The following is a 19,227-nucleotide window of genomic DNA, read 5'->3' on the forward strand; positions in this document are numbered from 1 at the left end:
GGCGAGTGCCTACCAGAGTCACAGGCGCGCCACCCTGGAGGCGGCCCTGGGCGAGCTGGTCGCTCAATTTGGGGAGCGCAGCCAGCGTCTGCACGGTCTCTGGCTGATGGAGCGGCGCCCCCCCTTGTTATGGGCCGAGGGGCGGCGCTGGCACTTCTCGGTGCAGGGGTGGCCCAGGGGGGCCGGGGAGGAGGGGGATCCTTGCCGCGCACTCTGGTTGGCCATGACGGGTATCAGGGCGCTGGACGGTGAGGCGCTCACCTTGCGCCAGCAGGGGGAGGGGTGTGAGTTCTCCCTCTCCGGGGCAGGCTGGCGCTATGGCTGGCAGGATGGGGCGCTGGAACGTGTCGAGAGTGATGGGGCTCAAAGGTAACTGATTGATGCCTGTGATTTTTTTGAATTCATGAAATAATAGAGAGTGTGTCGGAGGAGATATGGGTAGACGGAGCGCGGGTTTTTCCCTGATAGAGCTGGTCATCGTCATCGTGATCCTGGGGATCCTGGCCGCCACGGCCTTGCCACGCTTTCTCGATGTGACCGAAGAGGCGAAGAAGGCGAGCGTCGAAGGGGTGTCGGGGGGCTTTGCCACCGGCGTGTTACTGGTACGGGCCCAGTGGGAGGCCGAGGGGCGCAACAAGCAAAATGGCCAAAATACGGTCGTCTACGACGGCAGCCGTTTCTACCTCACCACCCCGACCGAGCAGCAGGTGAGCGACGGCGTACTCTCCCCCGGTTACCCCATGGATACCGCCGGGAGCGGCACTGTGGATGTGGACCCGGGTAACCTGACCGCGGCCCGCTGTCTCAAGATCTGGAACGGCCTGCTGCAAAATCCGCCCAAGGCGAGCGACGGCTTCGCCGAGGTGCGCGGCAGCGGCAACGACCTCAAGTATTACGCGACCGCCCAGAGCAACGGTGTTGACTCTGTCTGTCGCTACTACCTGGTCAACAGCCTCTCCAAGGGGAGTGACGGCCAGTATCAGGACCCTCAGGGACGCACCGATGCGTTTATGAGTTTTAGCTATCGTCCGGCCTCGGGCCAGGTGACGACCAATATCAACTAAGAGGATGTTGTGATGAAAAAGCAGTCGGGTTTCACCCTGATCGAACTGGTCATAGTGATCATTATTCTGGGTATTCTGGCGGTCACCGCCGCGCCCAAGTTTCTGAATCTGCAGGATGATGCCAAGAAGGCCGCGGCAGATGGTGTGCTTTCTGGTGTGAGTAGTGCGATGCAAATGGTTTACAGTAAGTCAGCCCTTGAAGGGGAAGAAAAGGGGAAAAAGAGTGATAGTCCTGCCCCTTCAGTTGACTCCGCTGGTGGTAATATCACGACTCATTATGGCTATCCGACAGCTGATGCTACAGGAATCGAAAAGGCGATCAGTCTGGATGGAGCCTGGAAAGGTGCATTGCTAGATGCGGCCGCAACACCACCCACTTATCAGTTTTATTCGACAGATAAAGACGGAAATGCGGCAACTGGTACCCCTTGCGTGATCTACTCCGAGGCCAGTAGTGCGACGGCTGGTGCGACGGCTAAGAAAGGTACAGTTACTAGCGGCAAGTGTGCTTAACCGACTGGTCGAAAGCGGGGCATCAGCCCCGCTTTTTCTATCGAGAGTGGAGCGATGAAGCAAGGCTTTACCCTGATCGAACTGGTGCTGGTGATCCTGCTACTCGGGATTCTGGCCGCCTTTGCCGTGCCCAAATGGCTGGGCAAAGGCGGCGTTGAAACCCAAACTCTGCGCGATGAGCTCGTGACCCGGCTGCGCTTGGTCCAGAACGCCAATATGAACGAGCCCAACGTTCGCTGTACCCAGCTGGTGGTGGATGCCGCCGGCTTTGCCCATCTGACGCGGGCCATGACCGGCACCACCTGCCCGGCCCCCGGCGCCATCGGCGGCTGGAGCGATAACCTGCGCACCCGTGGTCGCCTCGTGACCCCCTCTTCCGATATCCGCATCACACTGGGGGGCAGTCGCAGTTTTGTGGTGCGCTTCGATCGTATGGGGCGCCCCCTCGCTGCCTGCAATGGTGGCTGCGAAGTGAGGGTGAGTGATGGTAGTGAGACAGTCAGCCTGGGCATCGAGTCTGAGGGGTATATCCATGAGATCCCCTAGTCGCGGCTTTACCCTGATTGAGCTTATCGTCGGTATTGTGCTGCTGGCGGTGGCCCTCACCGGTATTTTGGGGCTGCTTATCAATCAGGCACCACGTGCGGTGGATCCGGTGCAGCAGGTGCGGGCCGCTCAGCTGGCCCAGCGGATCGCCGGCGAGATCTTGCAAAAATCCTTTGATCAGAATTCGGATCATAACGGGGGGCGTTATCGCTGCGGCGAGACGGTCACCGGTGCCACCATTCCCGCCTGCTCGACCGTTTATGGTCCGGATGGCGAGACCACGCCCTACACCTATAACGATGTGGATGACTTCGACACCGCAGGCGCGTGGCGCGATGCCAACTGGTATACCCAGATGGCGGGAAGCGCCAATGGTGAGGAGTACCGCAACTATCAGGTCAAGATTAGGGTGAGTGCGGCGGATTTTAGCGACGGCACTTTTCAAGGCTGCACCGCCCCCTGCCCGGTGGGCAAGCGCATCGATCTGCAGGTGCAGTTGCCTGACGAGAGCCTGCTCGATTTCTCCTTCTATCGGGGGAATTACTGATGGCCCGTTTTGCGTTGGGACACAGGGGGTTTACCCTGGTTGAGCTGGTGATCGTCATCCTGCTGCTTGGCATCATGGCCACCTTCAGCAGCCAGTTTATCGGCATCGGTACTCAAATTTACGGAGATGCCAGCAGTCGTGAACAGTTGATGAGCGATGCCCGCTTCGTCATGGAGCGGCTCAATCGCGAGCTGCGCGATGCGGTGCCCGGCTCGGAGCGTATCGAGACGATGGAGGGGGATTGGGTGGACTCGGGCCCCTGTCTACGCTTCTGGCCCATGAGTGCCTCCAGCCGTTATCTGGATCTCAATCTGGCCGTCTCCGGGAGCTCACAACTCGAGTTGGTGATGGCAACCCCTGCGTCGGCAGCGGCTCCTCTGGTGCCGGATGCCAGTGCCGTACGAAACGGCGATCGGCTGATCGTCTTCCCCCTGCCAGATGGCGAGGTCGGCTCACTCTTGAGCGGCTGTGCCTATGGTCGCTGCGTGGCACAGGTCACGGCGGTGCTCACTCCGGTTTCCGGAGCCCAGACGGTGCACTATGCCAGTACCCAGCGGCTGGATGGTCTCTCACCCGGCAGCCGGGTCTATTTTGCCAGGGAGCAGGTGCGCTATTGCCTTGAGGGGAGCACCATCACCCGTCGCCACAGCAGTCTGGATGGGGCATTGCCGGTAAGCGGGGTATTGATGGGACAGTTTCTGACGGCGGGGCGCTTCTATCGGGAGAGTGCGGCCTTCAACGCCGACAGAGAATTCGGTGTGCGCCTTGTGTTTGAGCATCGTGGAGAGAGGGTCACCTTCAATCACAAGATAGGGGGATGGAATGCCCCGTGATCTCCAATCAATGGGCCATGCTCGCGGCAGCGCCCTGATGATCGCCCTCTTCGTCATCGTTGTGATGGCGCTTCTGGCGGCGGCCATGGGCCGATTCCTGACCGACAGTGGTGAGAAGCATACGCTCGAGGTGCGCAGCACCCGGGCCCTGCTGGCCGCCCAGAGCGGCATCGAGGTGGCCCTCTATCGCCTCTTTCCCAATCGCACTGCGGCACAACAGCACCCTTCTCCGATCTGTGAGGCGAATCGCACCCTCACCTTTTCCAGTCAAGCCGGCCTGAAGGGATGTCAGGCTGTGGTGCGTTGCGCGGTGGCCGATGTGCTCTATCACGGTACGCCAACCAGGGGGTATCGGTTGGAGAGTGTCGGTACCTGTGGCCAGGTGGACCTGACCAGCGCCAATCCCGATCTGGTGGTCAGCCGCACCGTGTTGGCTGAAGCCTTCGATGGAGCCACGCCATGACCCGTTTTCTGCTGATCTCGCTTATCTGGCTGCTCTCTGCCGGGGTGAGGGCAGACTTGCTTCTGCCCGGCAACTTCGTTATCGGTGATAACAGTAGCAACGCCCTCAGTCCCACGCAGCTGGTCGAGGTTCGAGGTGGACAGTATGTGCCCGTCAACCCGATCCACTTCTCTCTGAACGCTCCCCTGACCCTTGCCGAGGTGCGCCTCGAAAATGGCCGGGGGCTGGACTCCGGGGTCAATGTAGTCATCTGGGATCGCTTCGGTAATGTGGTGCTCAACGAGCAGGCCGGCTATCTGTCCTGGGACAGGGTCAGCCGGCCCCAGGGGTGGCAGTTGGCGGCCGGAGAGTATCGCATGGCGGTATGGGGCAGCTGCTTCAATAACGGCGCCTATGCCGGGCGCTATGTCCCCAATTGCCGGGATTGGGATGATTTCAGTTTCTCGGGGATCCGGCTGGTAGCGAGTGGCGGCAGCACGGCCATCCACTTTATCGAGCGCACCCATATTGGCGACAACACGGATGCCAGCCGTTGGTACCCTCCTGCGGCCAGTGGGGCCTATGTAATTCATACCTTCACCCTGGAGAGGGGGGCCCGACTCGATAGCCTGACCCTCTATCGCCTGCGTGACTGGGCGATTGCGGGGGGATCGCGCATGTTTATCCGCACCGCAGGCAGTGCCTACACCCCTCTGGTCTACTACTTCGATGGCAACGGGGACATCACCTGGAATATCGATTACGAGCTCTCGGCCGGGAATTACGAGCTCTGGATAGAGACCCTGCCGGCCCGGGATCGGGACGACATCAGTTGGGACGATATCGTGCTGCGTGTCACGCCGGTGGACTCGAGTAGCGACTTTTCTGGGCTGTGTCAGCAGGCATTTCCCTATCCTGCGCAGGGGCGTCAGGCAAATCACTATATCGATTTGGGTGGTAACAAGAACTCTCCCGTGGTTGGTCGGGTACTGGGCTCGGTGTACGGAGCGATGGGGTATAAAAACAGCGGCCAGATCAAAGGTTCCAGCTGGGGGGCCTGTGATGGAGGTGCCTGCCTGCCGGCTCAAAATACCAATCCATTGACACTGCCTGGTTCTCGTTTTCCGCTGCCGGAGGGGCCCTCTCTCTCTATTCCCTATAACACAGCACATCAGTTGACACCGGCAGATGGAAGCAGCTTTGGTTCTATCGATGTGGCATACAAGGGATCACTGTATATCCGGCAATCGGGAGTGAGCATCAAGCGACTGACGCTCAATGACGGGCGGGGAGGAAAGCCTTATTCATTGCGTCTTGCAGCCGGTGATTACTGGATTGAAGAGTTGTCCATGGATTTTGACACCGCCATCGTGCTGGATGGGCCGGTCAGGTTATTTGTCAAATCCCTCACAATGGGGTCGGCGAACCTGATCAATAGTCCGGCGGTCAATCGCCGAGGGGACATTAACCAACTCTTGCTTGTCAGTTATGGCAGCGTGGTAATGGACGACAGGGATACCCTTACAGGCCTCCTTTATCAGATGGAGGGTAGTAATCTCTATATGGGGTCGGCCTCTTATCTCCATGGCAGGGTAAGTTCTCCCGGGATCTCCCTGGAGCAGAATTCAGTCATCGACTCCTCCGGTTATAGCTGCCAGACGCCCCCTGCCACTGTCGATCACTATGAGCTGCACTATGGCTCTCAGGCGCTGACCTGTGAATCGGCCAGGGTACAACTCAAGGCCTGTATCGATAGCAGTTGCAGTCAGCTTTATAACGGGGGAGCGAACGTGACCCTCTCCCCACTCCAGGGGTGGAGCGTCAATCCGGTTTCCCTCGGCAGCGCGGGCAGTGCCTCCCTGACCCTGCAGCGCTATCAGGTGGGTAGCCAGCCCCTGACTATCTCCTCCAGCTCGCCGAGTGCTCCCCTGCGCTGTTATCGGGATGGGGTGCTCGACAGCAGCTGTACCCTCGATTTTGTCGATGCGGCCCTGCGCTTTAATCTGCCCACCTTCTATGCAGGCGAGAGCAGCATGAGCGAGATCCGGGCCATCCGCTCCTCCGACGCAGGGACAACACCGGTCTGTCTCCCCCTGCTGACCGGTACCCAGAGCCTGCGCCTGGGCTATGGCAAGGTGGTGTCCGATGCCGCCAGCCAGGCACTGCCGGTGGTTAATGGCGTGACGCTGCCAAGTTCGGGGGCCGACGTCAGCGTGGACTTCGACGAGAGCGGTATCGGTCGGCTGACGCTGCAATACCCGGATGCCGGTGTGTTGCGTCTCGATGCCGGCGTACAGCGCAGCGACGGGAGCGGGACCCTCAACCTCAAGGGGAGCGATACGGTTGCCGTGCTGCCCAGGGCCATCCTGTTGCAAGGGGAGGGGCAGCCGGTTTGCAGCGGCAGCGATGACGCCAGCTACGCTCAATGCCCCGTTTATCGCAAGGCGGGGGAAGGCTTTAACCTGCTCGCCCGAGCGGTGAACAGCCTTGATGCAGCGACCCCCGGGTTTGCTGCCCAAGGGCTGACGGTGGATTGGCAACTGTTGGCCCCGGTGAATGGCGAGCGTGGGCAATTGTCACCCGCCACTCTGTCCATGGCCGCCGGCAGCGGCCGTCTGGCCACCCGCTGGAGCGAGGTGGGCGTGCTGCGTGCCGGTGTCACCGATTTTGTCCCCTATCCCGGCTACCAGGACGAGTCTCCCCAGTTACAGGTTCCCCTGCGCTGGGGTGCCCCCATCGGGCGCTTCGTCCCGTGGGATTTCGCGGTTGGTAACAAGAGCATACTGCCGGCCTGTTCCCTCTTCACTTATACGGGGCAGCCCTTTAGCAGTGGGTTTACCGTCACCGCCCGTAATCAGAGTGAGGGAGTCACGATTAACTATCGCGGTCCGTTTGCCAAGGGGGTGAGCAAGCTGGTGGCCGAGAATGGGGATCTTGGGGGAACGCTGACCAACCGCATCATTCAAGAGCCCACCTTGTTGTGGGCGAACGGGTCGGCCCCGGTGAGCTCGGTGGCTCCGAATACCCGGCTCTCCCGCAATGCAACTCCCGAGGATCCCCTGACACAGCTGGCGGTCGGTGTGCAGATCCTCGACGGGGAAACGCCCCCCGTCACTCGGGTTGCCAGTCCCGATATGCGTGCCGATGAGCCGGGGGATTGTGCAGCCAGCGGGCGCTGTGATGCGGTCAGGCTGGGGAGTCAGGTGCTGCGCCACGGCCGGCTTGCCGTCAGAACGGCGCAGGGTGCGGCCAGTGCCCCGCTCGCCTTGCGCCAGCAGCTGGAGTTTTATCAGGGGGAAAGCTGGTTGCCCAACCGTGACGACAGTTGCACCCAGCTCACGCTGACCGGATATGATTTCACCGGGGCGGGCCACTCTTATGACGCAGCCAGTGGCATGCTCACCTTCCCTGAACAGGGAAAAATCCGCCTGGGTCTGGGTGTTCAGGCTCCCGGAACCGGGCAGACTCGGGTGGTGCAGGGGGAAACCTGGTTTCACTTGGGGGCGCCTGGAGTGGCCCTTAGGGTCCCTTACCGGGTCGATCTCTCGCGCCAACCGGGAGCCCCCCTCTGGCTCTTCGATCCCGATTCTCTGCAGGGGGAGGCCATCTTTGGTGTATCCCGGGGAAACGATCGCATCATCTATCGTCGGGAGCGCCTTAATTAATCCGGTTGCGGATTGATAGATGGCGTTATTTTCGTCGCCCGCTCAGGCCACGGCAGGAGGCGGGCGGCACAAGGTAAGTGACGGCTCGCATAAATTGTCGTGTCAGGCCATTGGTAAGGGGTTGTTCGCTTGCAGGGCGTGATGGGCATTGGTAAAGTTAGCCGGTTTTCTGCTCTTCCAAATTCTTAGGATTTCCCGTAGCCATGTTCAAAAAGCTCAGAGGCGTCTTCTCCAACGATCTGTCGATCGATCTGGGAACAGCCAACACCCTGATTTATGTAAAGGATCAGGGGATCGTCCTCAACGAACCGTCCGTTGTCGCCATTCGCCAAGAGCGCGGGAACGCCAAGTCGGTGGCCGCCGTTGGCCACGCGGCCAAGCAGATGCTGGGTCGTACCCCGGGCAACATCTCCGCCATCCGCCCCATGAAGGATGGGGTGATCGCCGATTTCTACGTGACCGAGAAGATGCTGCAGCACTTCATCAAGCAGGTTCACGACAACAACTATTTCCGCCCCAGCCCCCGTGTGCTGGTGTGTGTGCCGTGCGGCTCTACCCAGGTTGAGCGCCGCGCCATCAAGGAATCGGCCCTCGGCGCCGGTGCCCGTGAGGTCTACCTCATCGACGAGCCCATGGCGGCGGCCATCGGTGCCGGCCTGCCGGTCTCCGAGGCGACCGGCTCTATGGTGGTGGACATCGGTGGCGGTACGACCGAGGTGGCCATCATCTCCCTCAACGGCGTGGTCTACTCCCAATCCGTGCGTATCGGTGGCGACAAGTTCGACGAGGCCATCATCAACTATGTGCGCCGTAACTACGGCAGCCTGATCGGTGAGGCGACCGCCGAGCGCATCAAGCACGAGATCGGCTCTGCCTATCCGGGCGAAGAGGTGCGTGAGCTCGAGGTGCGCGGCCGCAACCTGGCCGAGGGTGTGCCTCGCAGCTTTACCCTCAACTCCAACGAAATTCTTGAGGCCCTGCAAGAGCCCCTCTCCGGCATCGTCTCTGCCGTCATGGTGGCCCTGGAGCAGTCCCCGCCCGAGCTGGCTTCCGACATCTCCGAGCGCGGCATGGTGCTGACCGGTGGTGGCGCCCTGCTGCGCGACCTGGATCGCCTGCTGATGGAAGAGACCGGCATCCCCGTGGTGGTCGCCGAGGACCCGCTCACCTGTGTCGCCCGGGGCGGTGGCAAGGCGCTGGAGCTCATCGACATGCACGGCGGTGACCTGTTCCACTACGAGTGACAGAAGATGAGCCGGCAAGACGCCGGCTCTTTTGTGTGGCCTGTGCCTGTCTGCAGGCCGCCATCGGATGCCAATGCGGCTCGACCCGACAGGGTGACACCAGTAACGCTTTATGAAACCGATATTTGGCCGAGGCCCCTCGCTTCAACTGCGGCTCTTTCTCGCCGTGGTTGTCTCCATCGCAGCCATTGTGGCGGACTCCCGCTTCAATGCATTCGAGCACGTCCGCGTCTACCTCGGCTCCCTGGTCAGTCCGTTGCAGTACCTCGCCAACGCGCCCGGCATACTGCTCGATTCCATGTCCGACCAGGTGCAGACCCGCAGCGATCTGATCGAACAGACCAAACAGCAGGAGCAACAGCTCTTCACCCTGCGCGCCCGCCTGTTGCAGATGGATCATCTGGAGCATGAGAACCAGCGGTTGCGCGAGCTGCTCGGCTCGCCGGTGCAAAAGGAGTCGCGCAAGATGGTCGCCGAGCTCATCTCGGTCGACTCCGACCCCTTCAGCCACCAGATCCTGATCAACAAGGGGGCCCTCGACGGCGTCTACAACGGTCAGCCGGTGATCAACGATCTCGGCGTGATAGGTCAGGTGCTGCACGTGGGGTCCACCACCAGTCGGGTGCTGCTCATCACCGATGCCAGCCACGGCTTGCCGGTGCGGGTGCTGCGTAACGACTTGCGCGCCATCGCCACCGGAAGCGGTGAGCTCGACAGGCTGGAGCTGCGCAACCTGCCGCGCAACACCGACATCCAGGTGGGCGATCTGCTGGTCACCTCGGGCCTTGGCGGCCGCTTCCCGGAAGGCTACCCGGTGGCGACCGTGACCCGAGCCGACTATGTGGAGGGCAAGCCCTTTGCCCAGGTAGAGGCCAAGCCCCTGGTGCCCCTCGATCGGCTGCGCTATATGCTGCTGCTGTGGACCGACAAGCGTCCCGAGCTCCACGATGACGAGCGAGCCAGCGTCCCGGCACCCGCTGCGGAGAAGAAATCCTGATGTTGCAACCTGCAAGTGGCCGGCTCTGGATCTGGTTGTCGATCCTGCTGGCCCTGAGCCTCTCCATTCTGCCTCTGCCGATCCAGCTGGCCCCCTTCCGGCCTGACTGGCTCGCCATGGTATTGGTCTACTGGGCCCTGGCCTTGCCCCACAGAGTCAATGTGGGCAGCGCCTGGGTTGCTGGACTGCTGCTCGATGTGCTGCTCGGCAGCACCCTGGGGGTGCGCGCCATGGCCATGGCCATCGTCGTCTATCTGGCGGCCTTCCAGTTTCAGAAGATCCGCAACTTCTCGGTGTGGCAACAGGCCCTCATCGTGGGCTGCCTTACCCTGGTGGGCAAGGTCACCGTCTTCTGGGCCGAGCATCTGTTTAGCCGGGCAACCCTGAACGTGGTCTACTTCTGGTCTACCCTCTCTACCATGTTTCTCTGGCCCTGGCTCTTTCTGGTCTTGCGTCAATTGAGAAGACACTTCAATATCAAGTAGTTATGAATAACAGAATTCAAGTTTACCTGGCCTCCGGCTCACCACGCCGCCGCGAGCTGCTGACTCAGCTGGGCTATCGTTTCGAGGTGCTGCGTTGTGACGTCGAGGAGCGCCGGCAGGAGGGGGAGAAGCCCCAGGACTACGTCTGCCGGCTGGCCCGCGACAAGGCACAGGCCGGACTGGCCGTGGCCCCCGAGGGACATCCTGTGCTCGGTGCCGACACCATAGTGGTGCTCGGTGAGCGAGTGCTGGAGAAGCCCTCCGATCTCATCGATGCCAGGGAGATGCTCGAGGCCCTCTCCGGTCGCGTGCATCAGGTGATGACGGCGGTAGCCCTGGCGTCGGCCGATCGCTGCGACGTGCGGCTGGTGACCACCAACGTGGCCTTCCGCAAGCTGGATGAGGCCGAGATCGAGGCCTATTGGGAGACCGGTGAACCCTGTGACAAGGCGGGTGCCTACGGCATTCAGGGGATCGCCGGCAAGTTTGTCAGCCGTATCGAGGGGAGCTACAGCGCCGTGGTCGGCCTGCCCCTGCTCGAGACGGATCTGCTCATCAAGAGTGCCCTGGAACAGCGCTGAACCCCGCCTTCTTCTGGTCCCTCCAGCTTTGGACGCGCTGTTTCATCAGAATCTTATAAAAATCAGGAAGCAGTCATATGTCCGTAGAGCTGTTGATTAACGTGACCCCCTCCGAGACCCGGGTCGCCCTGGTCGAGAATGGTCAGTTGCAGGAAGTGCATGTGGAGCGCCAGGCCAGGCGCGGCATCGTCGGCAATATCTACAAGGGCAAGATCAGCCGGGTGCTGCCCGGCATGCAGGCCGCCTTTGTCGATATCGGCATGGACAAGGCCGCCTTCCTGCACGCCTCCGATATCGTGCCGCACACCGAGTGCGTGGCCATCAAGGAGAAGGAGCAGTTCCAGGCCGGCAACATCGCCGAGCTGGTGCGCCAGGGGCAGGACATCATGGTACAGGTGGTCAAGGATCCCCTGGGTACCAAGGGGGCCCGCCTCACCACCGATATCACCCTCCCTTCCCGCTATCTGGTCTTCATGCCCGGCAGCGCCCACGTGGGGGTCTCCCAGCGCATCGAGTCCGAGGCCGAGCGTGAGCGCCTCAAGCGGGTGGTCAGCGCCTATGTGGACGAGCTGGGCGGCTTCATCATCCGTACCGCCGCCGAAGGGGTGGGGGAGCAGGAGCTGGAGCAGGATGCCGCCTTCTTGAAGCGCCTGTGGCGCAAGATCCTCGAGCGCAAGCAGAAGTATCCGCCGTGCCGGGTCATCTATGAGGATCCCAGCCTGGCGTTTCGGGTGGTGCGCGACTTCGTCGGCACCGAGCTCGACAAGATCCGGGTCGACTCGCGCCAGAGCTTCGAGTCCCTCAAGCGCTTCTGCGAGGAGTATGTCCCCGAGTTGGCGGGCAAGCTGGAGTACTACCCCGGTGAGTCCCCCATCTTCGATCTCTACGACGTGGAGAACGAGGTCCAGCGTGCCCTGGAGCGCAAAGTCGAGCTCAAATCCGGTGGCTACCTCATCATCGATCAGACCGAGGCGATGACCACGGTGGACATCAATACCGGCGCCTTCGTCGGCCACCGCAACCTGGAAGAGACCATCTTCAACACCAACGTCGAGGCGACGGCGGCCATCGCCCGCCAGCTGCGCCTGCGCAACCTCGGCGGCATCATCATCATCGACTTCATCGACATGCAGTCGGAAGATCATCGGCGCCGGGTGCTCCACAGCCTGGAGCTGGCGCTCGCCAAAGACAGGGCCAAGACCAACGTCAACGGCTTCTCCCAGCTCGGCCTGGTGGAGATGACCCGCAAGCGCACCCGCGAGAGCCTGGAGCATGTGCTCTGCTCCGAGTGCCCCGAGTGTCAGGGGCGCGGTCGGGTCAAGACGGTGGAGTCGGTCTGCTACGAGATCCTGCGCGAGATCATCCGGGTCAACCGGGCCTATGATGCGGATCAGTTCACCGTCTACGCCGCCCCGGCCGTGGCCGAGTTCCTGCGTGGTGAGGAGTCCCATAGCCTGGCCGAGCTCGAGGTCTTCATCGGCAAGCAGGTCCGGGTGGTGAGCGAGCCGCTCTGCAGCCAGGAACAGTTTGATGTGGTGATGATGTAAATGCTTCACCGCTGGTTGAGTCGGGCCTGGTTGGCCCTGGGGGTCCTGTTCGTGCTGCTGGCCATCGGGATCAGCGCCGTTCGTCTGGGCGGCCCCCTGCTCAACCAGCACAAGGAGGCTTTGGTCACCCGGCTGCTCGGGCCGGGCGCCAGGGTCGAGAGCCTGGGGCTAACCTGGGTCGGACGCGGGCCCGCTCTCTCCCTGGAGGGGCTGCGGCTCGATGCCCCGGACAGCCCCTTCGGTTTTACCCTCTCTCGCGCCTCGCTCAGCCTGGATCTCTGGCGCTCCCTGCGCAGCGCCGCTCCCCATTTTCGCGATCTGCAGCTCCATGGGCTGGATCTCACCCTCGATCTGACCCGCCCCCAACAGAATTCGCGAGAACAGCAGCAGCGCATTGACCCCCTGCTGGAGGTGGTGCTGGGCAGCTTCCGCCGCTTCTCCCTGCACGATAGCCGGCTGCGTCTCAAGACGCCCCTGGGGGAGCTCACCACCCTCAGCATCGCCGAGCTGGGTTGGCAGAACCGGGGCAATCGCCATCAGGGGGTCGGCAAGGCCTATCTGGTGGACGGTATCGGCGAGAGCACGCTGGATCTTATCATCGATCTCAAGGGACGCTCCCACCGTCTGGACGATCTCTCGGGGCGTCTCTATCTGGGGGCCCATCGCCTCAACATCACCCCCCTGTTGGCCAGGATCCACGCCGGTGAGCCGCGTCTGGAGGGGCAGCTTGACCTGCAACTGTGGAGCGAGTTTCAGGGCCGTGAGTGGGGTGAGAGCCTGCTCAAGTTTGGCAACAACTATCTGATCTGGAAGGACAAGGGTCAGATGCACCGGCTTGGACTGAGCGGTGGCCAGATCCAGCTGCGCCGGGATGAGCAGGATTGGCAGCTGGCCAGTTACGACGTGCAGCTCAAGCTCGACGAGCGCCCCTGGTTGCGCAGCCAACTGCAGTTGGAGCGCAAGGGCGATCAGATCCTGGGTTATGCCCCCCGGGTCGAGCTCGGCAAGCTGGCCCTGCTCAGTCAGATCGTCTCCGGCCTCTACCCCGATGCGACCGAGGCCCTGGCCGCCACAAAGCCGAGCGGCGAGATCCACGATCTTGTTCTGCGCTCGGATGCTCAGTGGCAGTCACCCTCGCTGAGCGGCACCCTGCAGGGGCTGGGCCTCAGGCAGTGGCAGTGGGTGCCCGGTATCGGCTCCCTGGATGGCCGCTTCTGGCTGACGCCGGAGCAGGGCGCCCTCACCCTGAGTCTGGCAAAAGATCGGATCGATACTGGGCACCACTTCAAGCGCCCCATCGCCGTCGACAGCTTCGGTGGCCGCCTCGACTGGTGGCGGGAGCGGGGAAACTGGGTGCTCTACGGCCAGGATATCGCCCTCTCCAATCCGGATCTCTCCCTGGCTACCCGCTTTCGCCTCGATCTGGAGGCGCGCCCCTTCCTGGCCCTGACCGGCTCGGTGGATGTGAAGAACGCCGCCCATGCGGATCGTTACTATCCCCTGCAGGCCATGGACAAGGGATTGGTCGACTATCTGAGCGCAGCCCTCCAGGGAGGACGCGCCAAGGGGGCCAGCCTGCTCTGGTACGGGGCCCTGCAGGACTTCCCCTATGCCGACGGCGAGGGCATCTTCCAGGCGGCCGTGCCCCTCGAGCAGGCTCGCTTCCAGTTCGATCCCGGCTGGCAACCGTTGACCGACCTGCAGCTCGATCTGCTGTTCCAGAACGCCTCCCTCGATATGCAGAGTGCCTCGGCACGACTGGGCAAGGTACGTGGTGAGCGGATCCATGCCCTGATCCCGGATCTCGCCCCCGATGCCCACCTCTATATCGCCGCCAGTGTGGCGGGGGACGGGGGAGAGGTGACCCGCTACCTGAACGACTCGCCGTTGCGGGACTCGGTGGGGCAGGCTCTCGAGCAGGTACAGGTCAGCGGCCCCCTGGAGGGGGCCCTGCGCCTCGACATCCCCCTCAACGGCGCCGAGGTGAAGGTGGCGGGGCAGGCCGAGTTCGAGCGCAGCAAGGTACGCCTGGCGGCGCTGGACCTCCCGCTGGAGGAGGTCAGGGGCATCCTGGATTTTGACAACGAGAAGACGGGCTTCAAGGGAGTGAGCGCCCGCCTCTACGGTAACCCGGTCACCCTCGACTATCGCGGCGCCGTGCGTCCGGCCGGATATCGGGTCGATGTGGGCATCAAGGGGGAGTGGGATTCCTCGCGCTCGACCCTTGCGCTGCCGGGCAGTGAGGTGCTCAAGGGCAAGGGCCGCTGGAGTGGCAAGGTGGGCGTCGACCTCAATGACGCCCGGCCGCTGCAATTTAGCGTCGATCTCGCCTCGGATCTGCAGGGGATGGCGCTGGATCTGCCGGCACCGCTCACCAAGGCGGCGGGGAGTGTCTTGCCCCTGAGGGTCACGGCGCGGGGTCAAAACGGCAAGGCCGATATCCACGCCGTGCTGGGAAGCGAGCATAACCTCTCGGCCCGCCTCGACTATGGCCAGAGTCCGGCCCGCCTGACCCGGCTGCGCGCCAATCTGGGTCAACCGGGTACCCGGGTGATCCGCGATGCCCCCCTGCTGCTGGCCATCAGCCAGAACCAGGCCGATGTAGGGGCCTGGCTCTCCCGCCTGTCGGGCTGGCTACCGGCCCGTGGTGGCGACGGGGCCTCCCTGGAGGGGCCTGCCTTCTGGCCCTCTCCCTGGTGGGTCGATGGGCGCATCAATCAGGCCCGAATTGGCTCGGCCACCCTCAAGGCGGTGCAATTCACCGTGGGGGCGGTCGAGGGGGCCACCGAGGTGATGATCGACAGTCCCCAGGTGCTCGGGGTGGTGCGGGTGCCGACCCGCCGCAGTCGGCCGGTCGAGGCCCAGTTTGGCCGCCTGCACTGGTCCGGCTCGAGTGAGGACTTCCGGGGCACTCCCGATCTTGGGGCGGATCAGACCCTGCTTGCACAGCTTCCCTGGCTCACCTTCACCTGCGCCGACTGCCGCTTCGGCGAGCTGCCCCTCGGCCAGGTCAGCGGAGAGCTCAAACCTGCTCCCGGTCGGGTCAATCTGGATCGTTTCAAGATGGAGTTGGCCGGCTCGACCCTCAACGGCAAGGGGGTGTGGCGCAGCGACGGAACCCGGATGCAGACCCGACTCGAGGGGCGCCTCAAGAGTGCCAACAGCGAACTGCTGCTGCGCCGTTTTGGCTACGTCTCTCCCCTGGGCGACACCCCGGCCGATATCGAGTTCAGCGGAGGGTGGCAGGATGTACCCTGGCGGCCACAACTGACGACCCTGGGGGGCGATGCCAAGGTGCGTCTGGATGGGGGCACCATACGGGAGGTGAACGATCGCGGCGCCCGCCTGCTCTCCTTCCTCAGCTTCGACTCCCTGGTGCGCAAGCTGAAGCTCGATTTTCGCGACGTCTTCGACAAGGGTTTCTATTTCGAGTCCATCACTGCCACACTGAAGGCCCGGCAGGGGGTGATCGAGAACCGGGATCTCTATATGAAGGGGGCCGCCGGTAATCTGCGTGGTGAGGGGGTGGCGGATCTGGTGCGCTGGAACCTCGACTATCAGCTCAGCTTCTCACCCAACCTGGGGGGAACCCTGCCGGTGGTGGCGGCCTTCTCGGTGACACCGGTGACCGGCCTCTATGTGTTTGCCCTCTCCAAGTTGCTCGAACCCGTGGTGGATGTGGTGACCCGCATCGATTTTCGGGTAGAGGGACCCCTCGATAACCCTCAGCTGACCGAGGCGGGGCGTGACAAGGCTCGCATCAAGCTCAACGAGGAGCAGCGCAAAGAGGCCGAGGCGGCGACCAAGCCCCCCATTCGTCCATGAGTCAGTTCGCCAAGGAGGCTCGATTGATCCGTCATATTCTGTTGGTGACCTTCAAGCCAGGTGCTGCCGCCTCCGAGATAGAGGCGGTGCGTCAGGGATTTCTGGCCATCCCGGGGCTGATACCCGGTGTCCTCGCGGTGGAGTGGGGGCTCGCCGACAGCCCGGAGGGGAAAGAGGAGGGATTTACCCACTGCGTCCTGATGACCTTCGCCGATGAGCGTGCCCGCCAGCGCTATCTGCCCCATCCCGACCACGAGGCTCTCAAGCAACGCTTTCGCCCCGTGCTGGAACGAATCATTGTCTTTGACTACACCCTCTCCCGGGATGACGCATTCTCAGTGTGACAAGGAGTCCGCCCATGTGGTTATCTGCCCTGCAACTGGTCTCTGGCCGCCACTGGCCTGCTAACCGCGAGCTCATAGCGGCTCTGCTGGCCGAGCTGCCGGCCGAGCGCCCCCTGCTGGCCCTGCTGCCGGAGAACTTCGCCCTGTTTGGTGAGCGCCAGGGTTACCTCGACGGCGCAGAGTCCCTCGGCGAGGGGCCGATTCAGGCACAGCTGGCCGAGTGGGCCCGCGAGCACAATATCTGGCTGGTAGCCGGCGCCATGCCAACCCGCATCGAGGGGGAGGCGCGGATCCACACCAGCTCGCTGGTGTTTGATCCCGAAGGGATATGCCAGGGGGTTTATCACAAGCTGCACCTGTTCGATGTGGATGTGGCCGACAGCCAGGGGCGCTACCGGGAGTCCGAGACCTTCAGTCCGGGTGAGCACCCGGTCACCGTGCCTTCGCCGCTGGGGACGCTGGGGCTCTCCATCTGTTATGATCTGCGCTTTCCCGAGCTATACCGCACCCTGGTCGCCGCCGGGGCCCGCATCCTGTTGGTGCCGGCTGCCTTCACTCGCTTCACCGGCGCCGCTCACTGGGAGACCCTGCTAAGGGCCCGCGCCATCGAGAATCAATGCTGGGTGGTGGCCGCCAATCAGGGGGGCGATCACGAAACCGGCCGCGAGACCTTCGGCCACAGCATGATCGTCGATCCCTGGGGAACTGTGGTCGCCTGCAAGGGCGAGGGTGCAGGTGTAGTGAGTGCCCGCTTCGACCCGCAGCAGGCAAGCCTGCTGGGTGAGCGCATGCCGGTACTGCGCCACGCCCGTCTGATGAACATGAACGCCGAACACGGCGATGGAGAACGAGATTGAGTCTACTTGAGCAGGTCAGCGCCTCCCTGCTGATCCCCCACGACCTCGACCCCGGCCGGCTCGAGGGGCTGCTCGGCAGCCTGATGAGCCACCGAATCGATTTTGGCGATCTCTACTTCCAGCGCAGCTGGCACGAGTCCTGGATGCTGGAAGACGGCATCGTCAAGGACGGTAGCTACAACATCGATCAGGGGGTCGGGGTGCGAGCCGTCAGCGGTGAGAAGACCGGGTTTGCCTACTCCGACGAGCTGAGCCTCACCGCCCTGCAGCAATCTGTGGTGGCGGCCCGCGGCATCGCAGCCAGTGGTGGCAGCGGTCGGGTGCAGGCCTGGCGGCGTAATGAGTCCGGGCTCCTCTATCCTGCGATGGACCCGCTCGAGAGCCTCTCCAAGCTGCAGAAGATCGCCCTGCTCGAGCAGATGGACCGCTTCGCCCGCAGTTTGGATCCTGCCATCACCCAGGTGATGGCCTCCATCAGCGGCGTCTACGAAGAGGTGCTGGTGGCCGGCAGCGACGGCACCCTGGCCGCCGACATTCGCCCCCTGGTGCGCCTCTCGGTGACCGTGATTGCCGAGAAGGGCGGTCGTCGCGAGCGGGGCAGCGGTGGCGGTGGTGGTCGTTTCGGTTACGACTGGTTCCTCGAGCTTGAGGGAGACGAGAGCCGCGCCTTCGGCTATGTGCGCGAGGCGGTGCGCCAGGCCCTGGTCAACCTGGAGGCGATCGACGCCCCGGCCGGCACCATGCCGGTGGTGCTCGGCGCCGGCTGGCCCGGTGTGCTGCTGCACGAGGCGGTGGGTCATGGTCTGGAGGGGGACTTTAACCGCAAGGGCTCCTCGGCTTATGCCGGCTGCATCGGCGAACGGGTCGCCTCCAGCCTGTGCACCATCGTCGATGACGGCACCCTGAGCGGGCGGCGCGGCTCTGTGACCATCGATGACGAGGGGACGCCGGGTGGCTATAACGTGCTGATCGAGAACGGTATTCTCAAGGGATATCTGCAGGACAAGCAGAATGCCCGCCTGATGGGGGTGCCCCTGACCGGCAACGGCCGGCGTGAGTCGTATGCCAGCCTGCCCATGCCGCGCATGACCAACACCTACATGCTGGCCGGTGAGTCGGAGCCCGAGGAGATCATCGCCTCGGTCAAGCGTGGCATCTACGCCCCCAACTTCGGCGGTGGTCAGGTGGACATCACCTCGGGCAAGTTTGTCTTCTCCGCCTCCGAGGCGTATCTCATCGAGGACGGCAAGATCACCGCCCCCATCAAGGGAGCGACCCTGATCGGCAACGGTCCCGAGGCCATGAGTCAGGTCTCCATGGTCGGTAACGACCTCAAGCTCGATCGCGGTGTGGGTGTCTGCGGCAAGGAGGGGCAGAGCGTGCCGGTCGGCGTCGGCCAGCCCACCCTCAAACTCGACCAGCTCACTGTGGGTGGTACCCAGTAGCATCAATCCCCGGCCTGGCCGGGGATTTTTTATCCTGGCCAGTCATATGTGTGGTCTGGAGCAATGGATTGCTCATCGGGTGGAGTTTTAAGCCGCAGATGTAATAAATGCCGGACAATCAGTCTGCCTCGCGCAATAAGTTGCGCCGCCCTGTGGCGCAGGAACGCTAGTTTGCATGTAACTTGTTGATTTATAATTGGTATTTATTCTGTGTTTCGTATGGCACGGTTGCTGCTTATTGGCGGATGAGTGTTATCACCGTTCAACCAATAGGAGCAATACCATGCCAACT

General features: G+C 62.8%; 17 protein-coding genes. All 17 read left to right on the plus strand.

Features of this window, described 5'->3' with window-relative positions; genetic code table 11:
* Positions 1-373: hypothetical protein (locus tag BN1133_RS20355; protein ID WP_050666782.1), on the plus strand; the 373-nt coding region annotated here is incomplete at its 5' end.
* A gap of 61 nt (positions 374-434) precedes the next feature.
* Positions 435-1,064 carry a type II secretion system protein gene (locus BN1133_RS12110; protein ID WP_050666783.1) on the plus strand — a complete coding sequence of 210 codons (630 nt, stop codon included), beginning with the start codon at positions 435-437 and terminating at the stop codon, positions 1,062-1,064.
* Between the two features lie 12 nt (positions 1,065-1,076).
* Positions 1,077-1,577: a prepilin-type N-terminal cleavage/methylation domain-containing protein gene (locus BN1133_RS12115; protein WP_050666784.1), complete on the plus strand. Its 501-nt coding sequence runs from the start codon at positions 1,077-1,079 to the stop codon at positions 1,575-1,577.
* Between the two features lie 54 nt (positions 1,578-1,631).
* A complete protein-coding gene (locus BN1133_RS12120; RefSeq protein ID WP_050666785.1) occupies positions 1,632-2,123 on the plus strand; it encodes a prepilin-type N-terminal cleavage/methylation domain-containing protein in 492 nt (163 codons plus the stop codon).
* Positions 2,110-2,670: a type IV pilus modification PilV family protein gene (locus tag BN1133_RS12125; RefSeq protein ID WP_050666786.1), complete on the plus strand. Its 561-nt coding sequence runs from the start codon at positions 2,110-2,112 to the stop codon at positions 2,668-2,670. Before BN1133_RS12120 ends, BN1133_RS12125 begins: the two co-directional genes overlap by 14 nt.
* Complete coding sequence (locus BN1133_RS12130; RefSeq protein ID WP_050666787.1) at positions 2,670-3,503, plus strand: PilW family protein; 834 nt, start codon at positions 2,670-2,672, stop codon at positions 3,501-3,503. The genes BN1133_RS12125 and BN1133_RS12130 overlap by 1 nt, the downstream gene beginning before the upstream one ends.
* Positions 3,493-3,966 carry an MSHA biogenesis protein MshP gene (locus tag BN1133_RS12135; protein ID WP_407922043.1) on the plus strand — a complete coding sequence of 158 codons (474 nt, stop codon included), beginning with the start codon at positions 3,493-3,495 and terminating at the stop codon, positions 3,964-3,966. The genes BN1133_RS12130 and BN1133_RS12135 overlap by 11 nt, the downstream gene beginning before the upstream one ends.
* A complete protein-coding gene (locus BN1133_RS12140; protein WP_050666788.1) occupies positions 3,963-7,610 on the plus strand; it encodes a DUF6701 domain-containing protein in 3,648 nt (1,215 codons plus the stop codon). Before BN1133_RS12135 ends, BN1133_RS12140 begins: the two co-directional genes overlap by 4 nt.
* 203 nt (positions 7,611-7,813) lie before the next feature.
* Entirely contained in the window at positions 7,814-8,854 is a 1,041-nt protein-coding gene (locus BN1133_RS12145; RefSeq protein WP_050666789.1) for a rod shape-determining protein, read from the plus strand.
* Between the two features lie 112 nt (positions 8,855-8,966).
* Positions 8,967-9,851 (plus strand): rod shape-determining protein MreC, encoded by an 885-nt coding sequence (gene mreC / locus BN1133_RS12150; RefSeq protein ID WP_050666790.1) that lies wholly within the window; start codon positions 8,967-8,969, stop codon positions 9,849-9,851.
* Entirely contained in the window at positions 9,851-10,336 is a 486-nt protein-coding gene (gene mreD / locus BN1133_RS12155; RefSeq protein ID WP_050666791.1) for a rod shape-determining protein MreD, read from the plus strand. The genes mreC and mreD overlap by 1 nt, the downstream gene beginning before the upstream one ends.
* A 2-nt stretch (positions 10,337-10,338) precedes the next feature.
* On the plus strand, positions 10,339-10,917 hold the full coding sequence (locus BN1133_RS12160) for a Maf family protein (RefSeq protein WP_050666792.1): 579 nt from the start codon (positions 10,339-10,341) through the stop codon (positions 10,915-10,917).
* Positions 10,918-10,994: 77 nt separating this feature from the next.
* On the plus strand, positions 10,995-12,464 hold the full coding sequence (rng, locus tag BN1133_RS12165) for a ribonuclease G (protein ID WP_050666793.1): 1,470 nt from the start codon (positions 10,995-10,997) through the stop codon (positions 12,462-12,464).
* Positions 12,465-16,289, plus strand: coding sequence for a YhdP family protein (locus tag BN1133_RS12170; protein ID WP_050666794.1), 3,825 nt, complete (start codon positions 12,465-12,467; stop codon positions 16,287-16,289). It begins immediately after the preceding gene.
* A gap of 23 nt (positions 16,290-16,312) precedes the next feature.
* Entirely contained in the window at positions 16,313-16,633 is a 321-nt protein-coding gene (locus tag BN1133_RS12175; protein ID WP_050666798.1) for a Dabb family protein, read from the plus strand.
* 14 nt (positions 16,634-16,647) lie between these two features.
* Entirely contained in the window at positions 16,648-17,490 is an 843-nt protein-coding gene (locus BN1133_RS12180) for a carbon-nitrogen hydrolase family protein (RefSeq protein ID WP_050666795.1), read from the plus strand.
* A complete protein-coding gene (tldD, locus tag BN1133_RS12185; protein WP_050666796.1) occupies positions 17,487-18,935 on the plus strand; it encodes a metalloprotease TldD in 1,449 nt (482 codons plus the stop codon). Before BN1133_RS12180 ends, tldD begins: the two co-directional genes overlap by 4 nt.
* Positions 18,936-19,227: the final 292 nt, after the last annotated feature.

This window comes from Aeromonas schubertii (assembly GCF_000820105.1).
Taxonomy (GTDB): domain Bacteria; phylum Pseudomonadota; class Gammaproteobacteria; order Enterobacterales; family Aeromonadaceae; genus Aeromonas; species Aeromonas schubertii.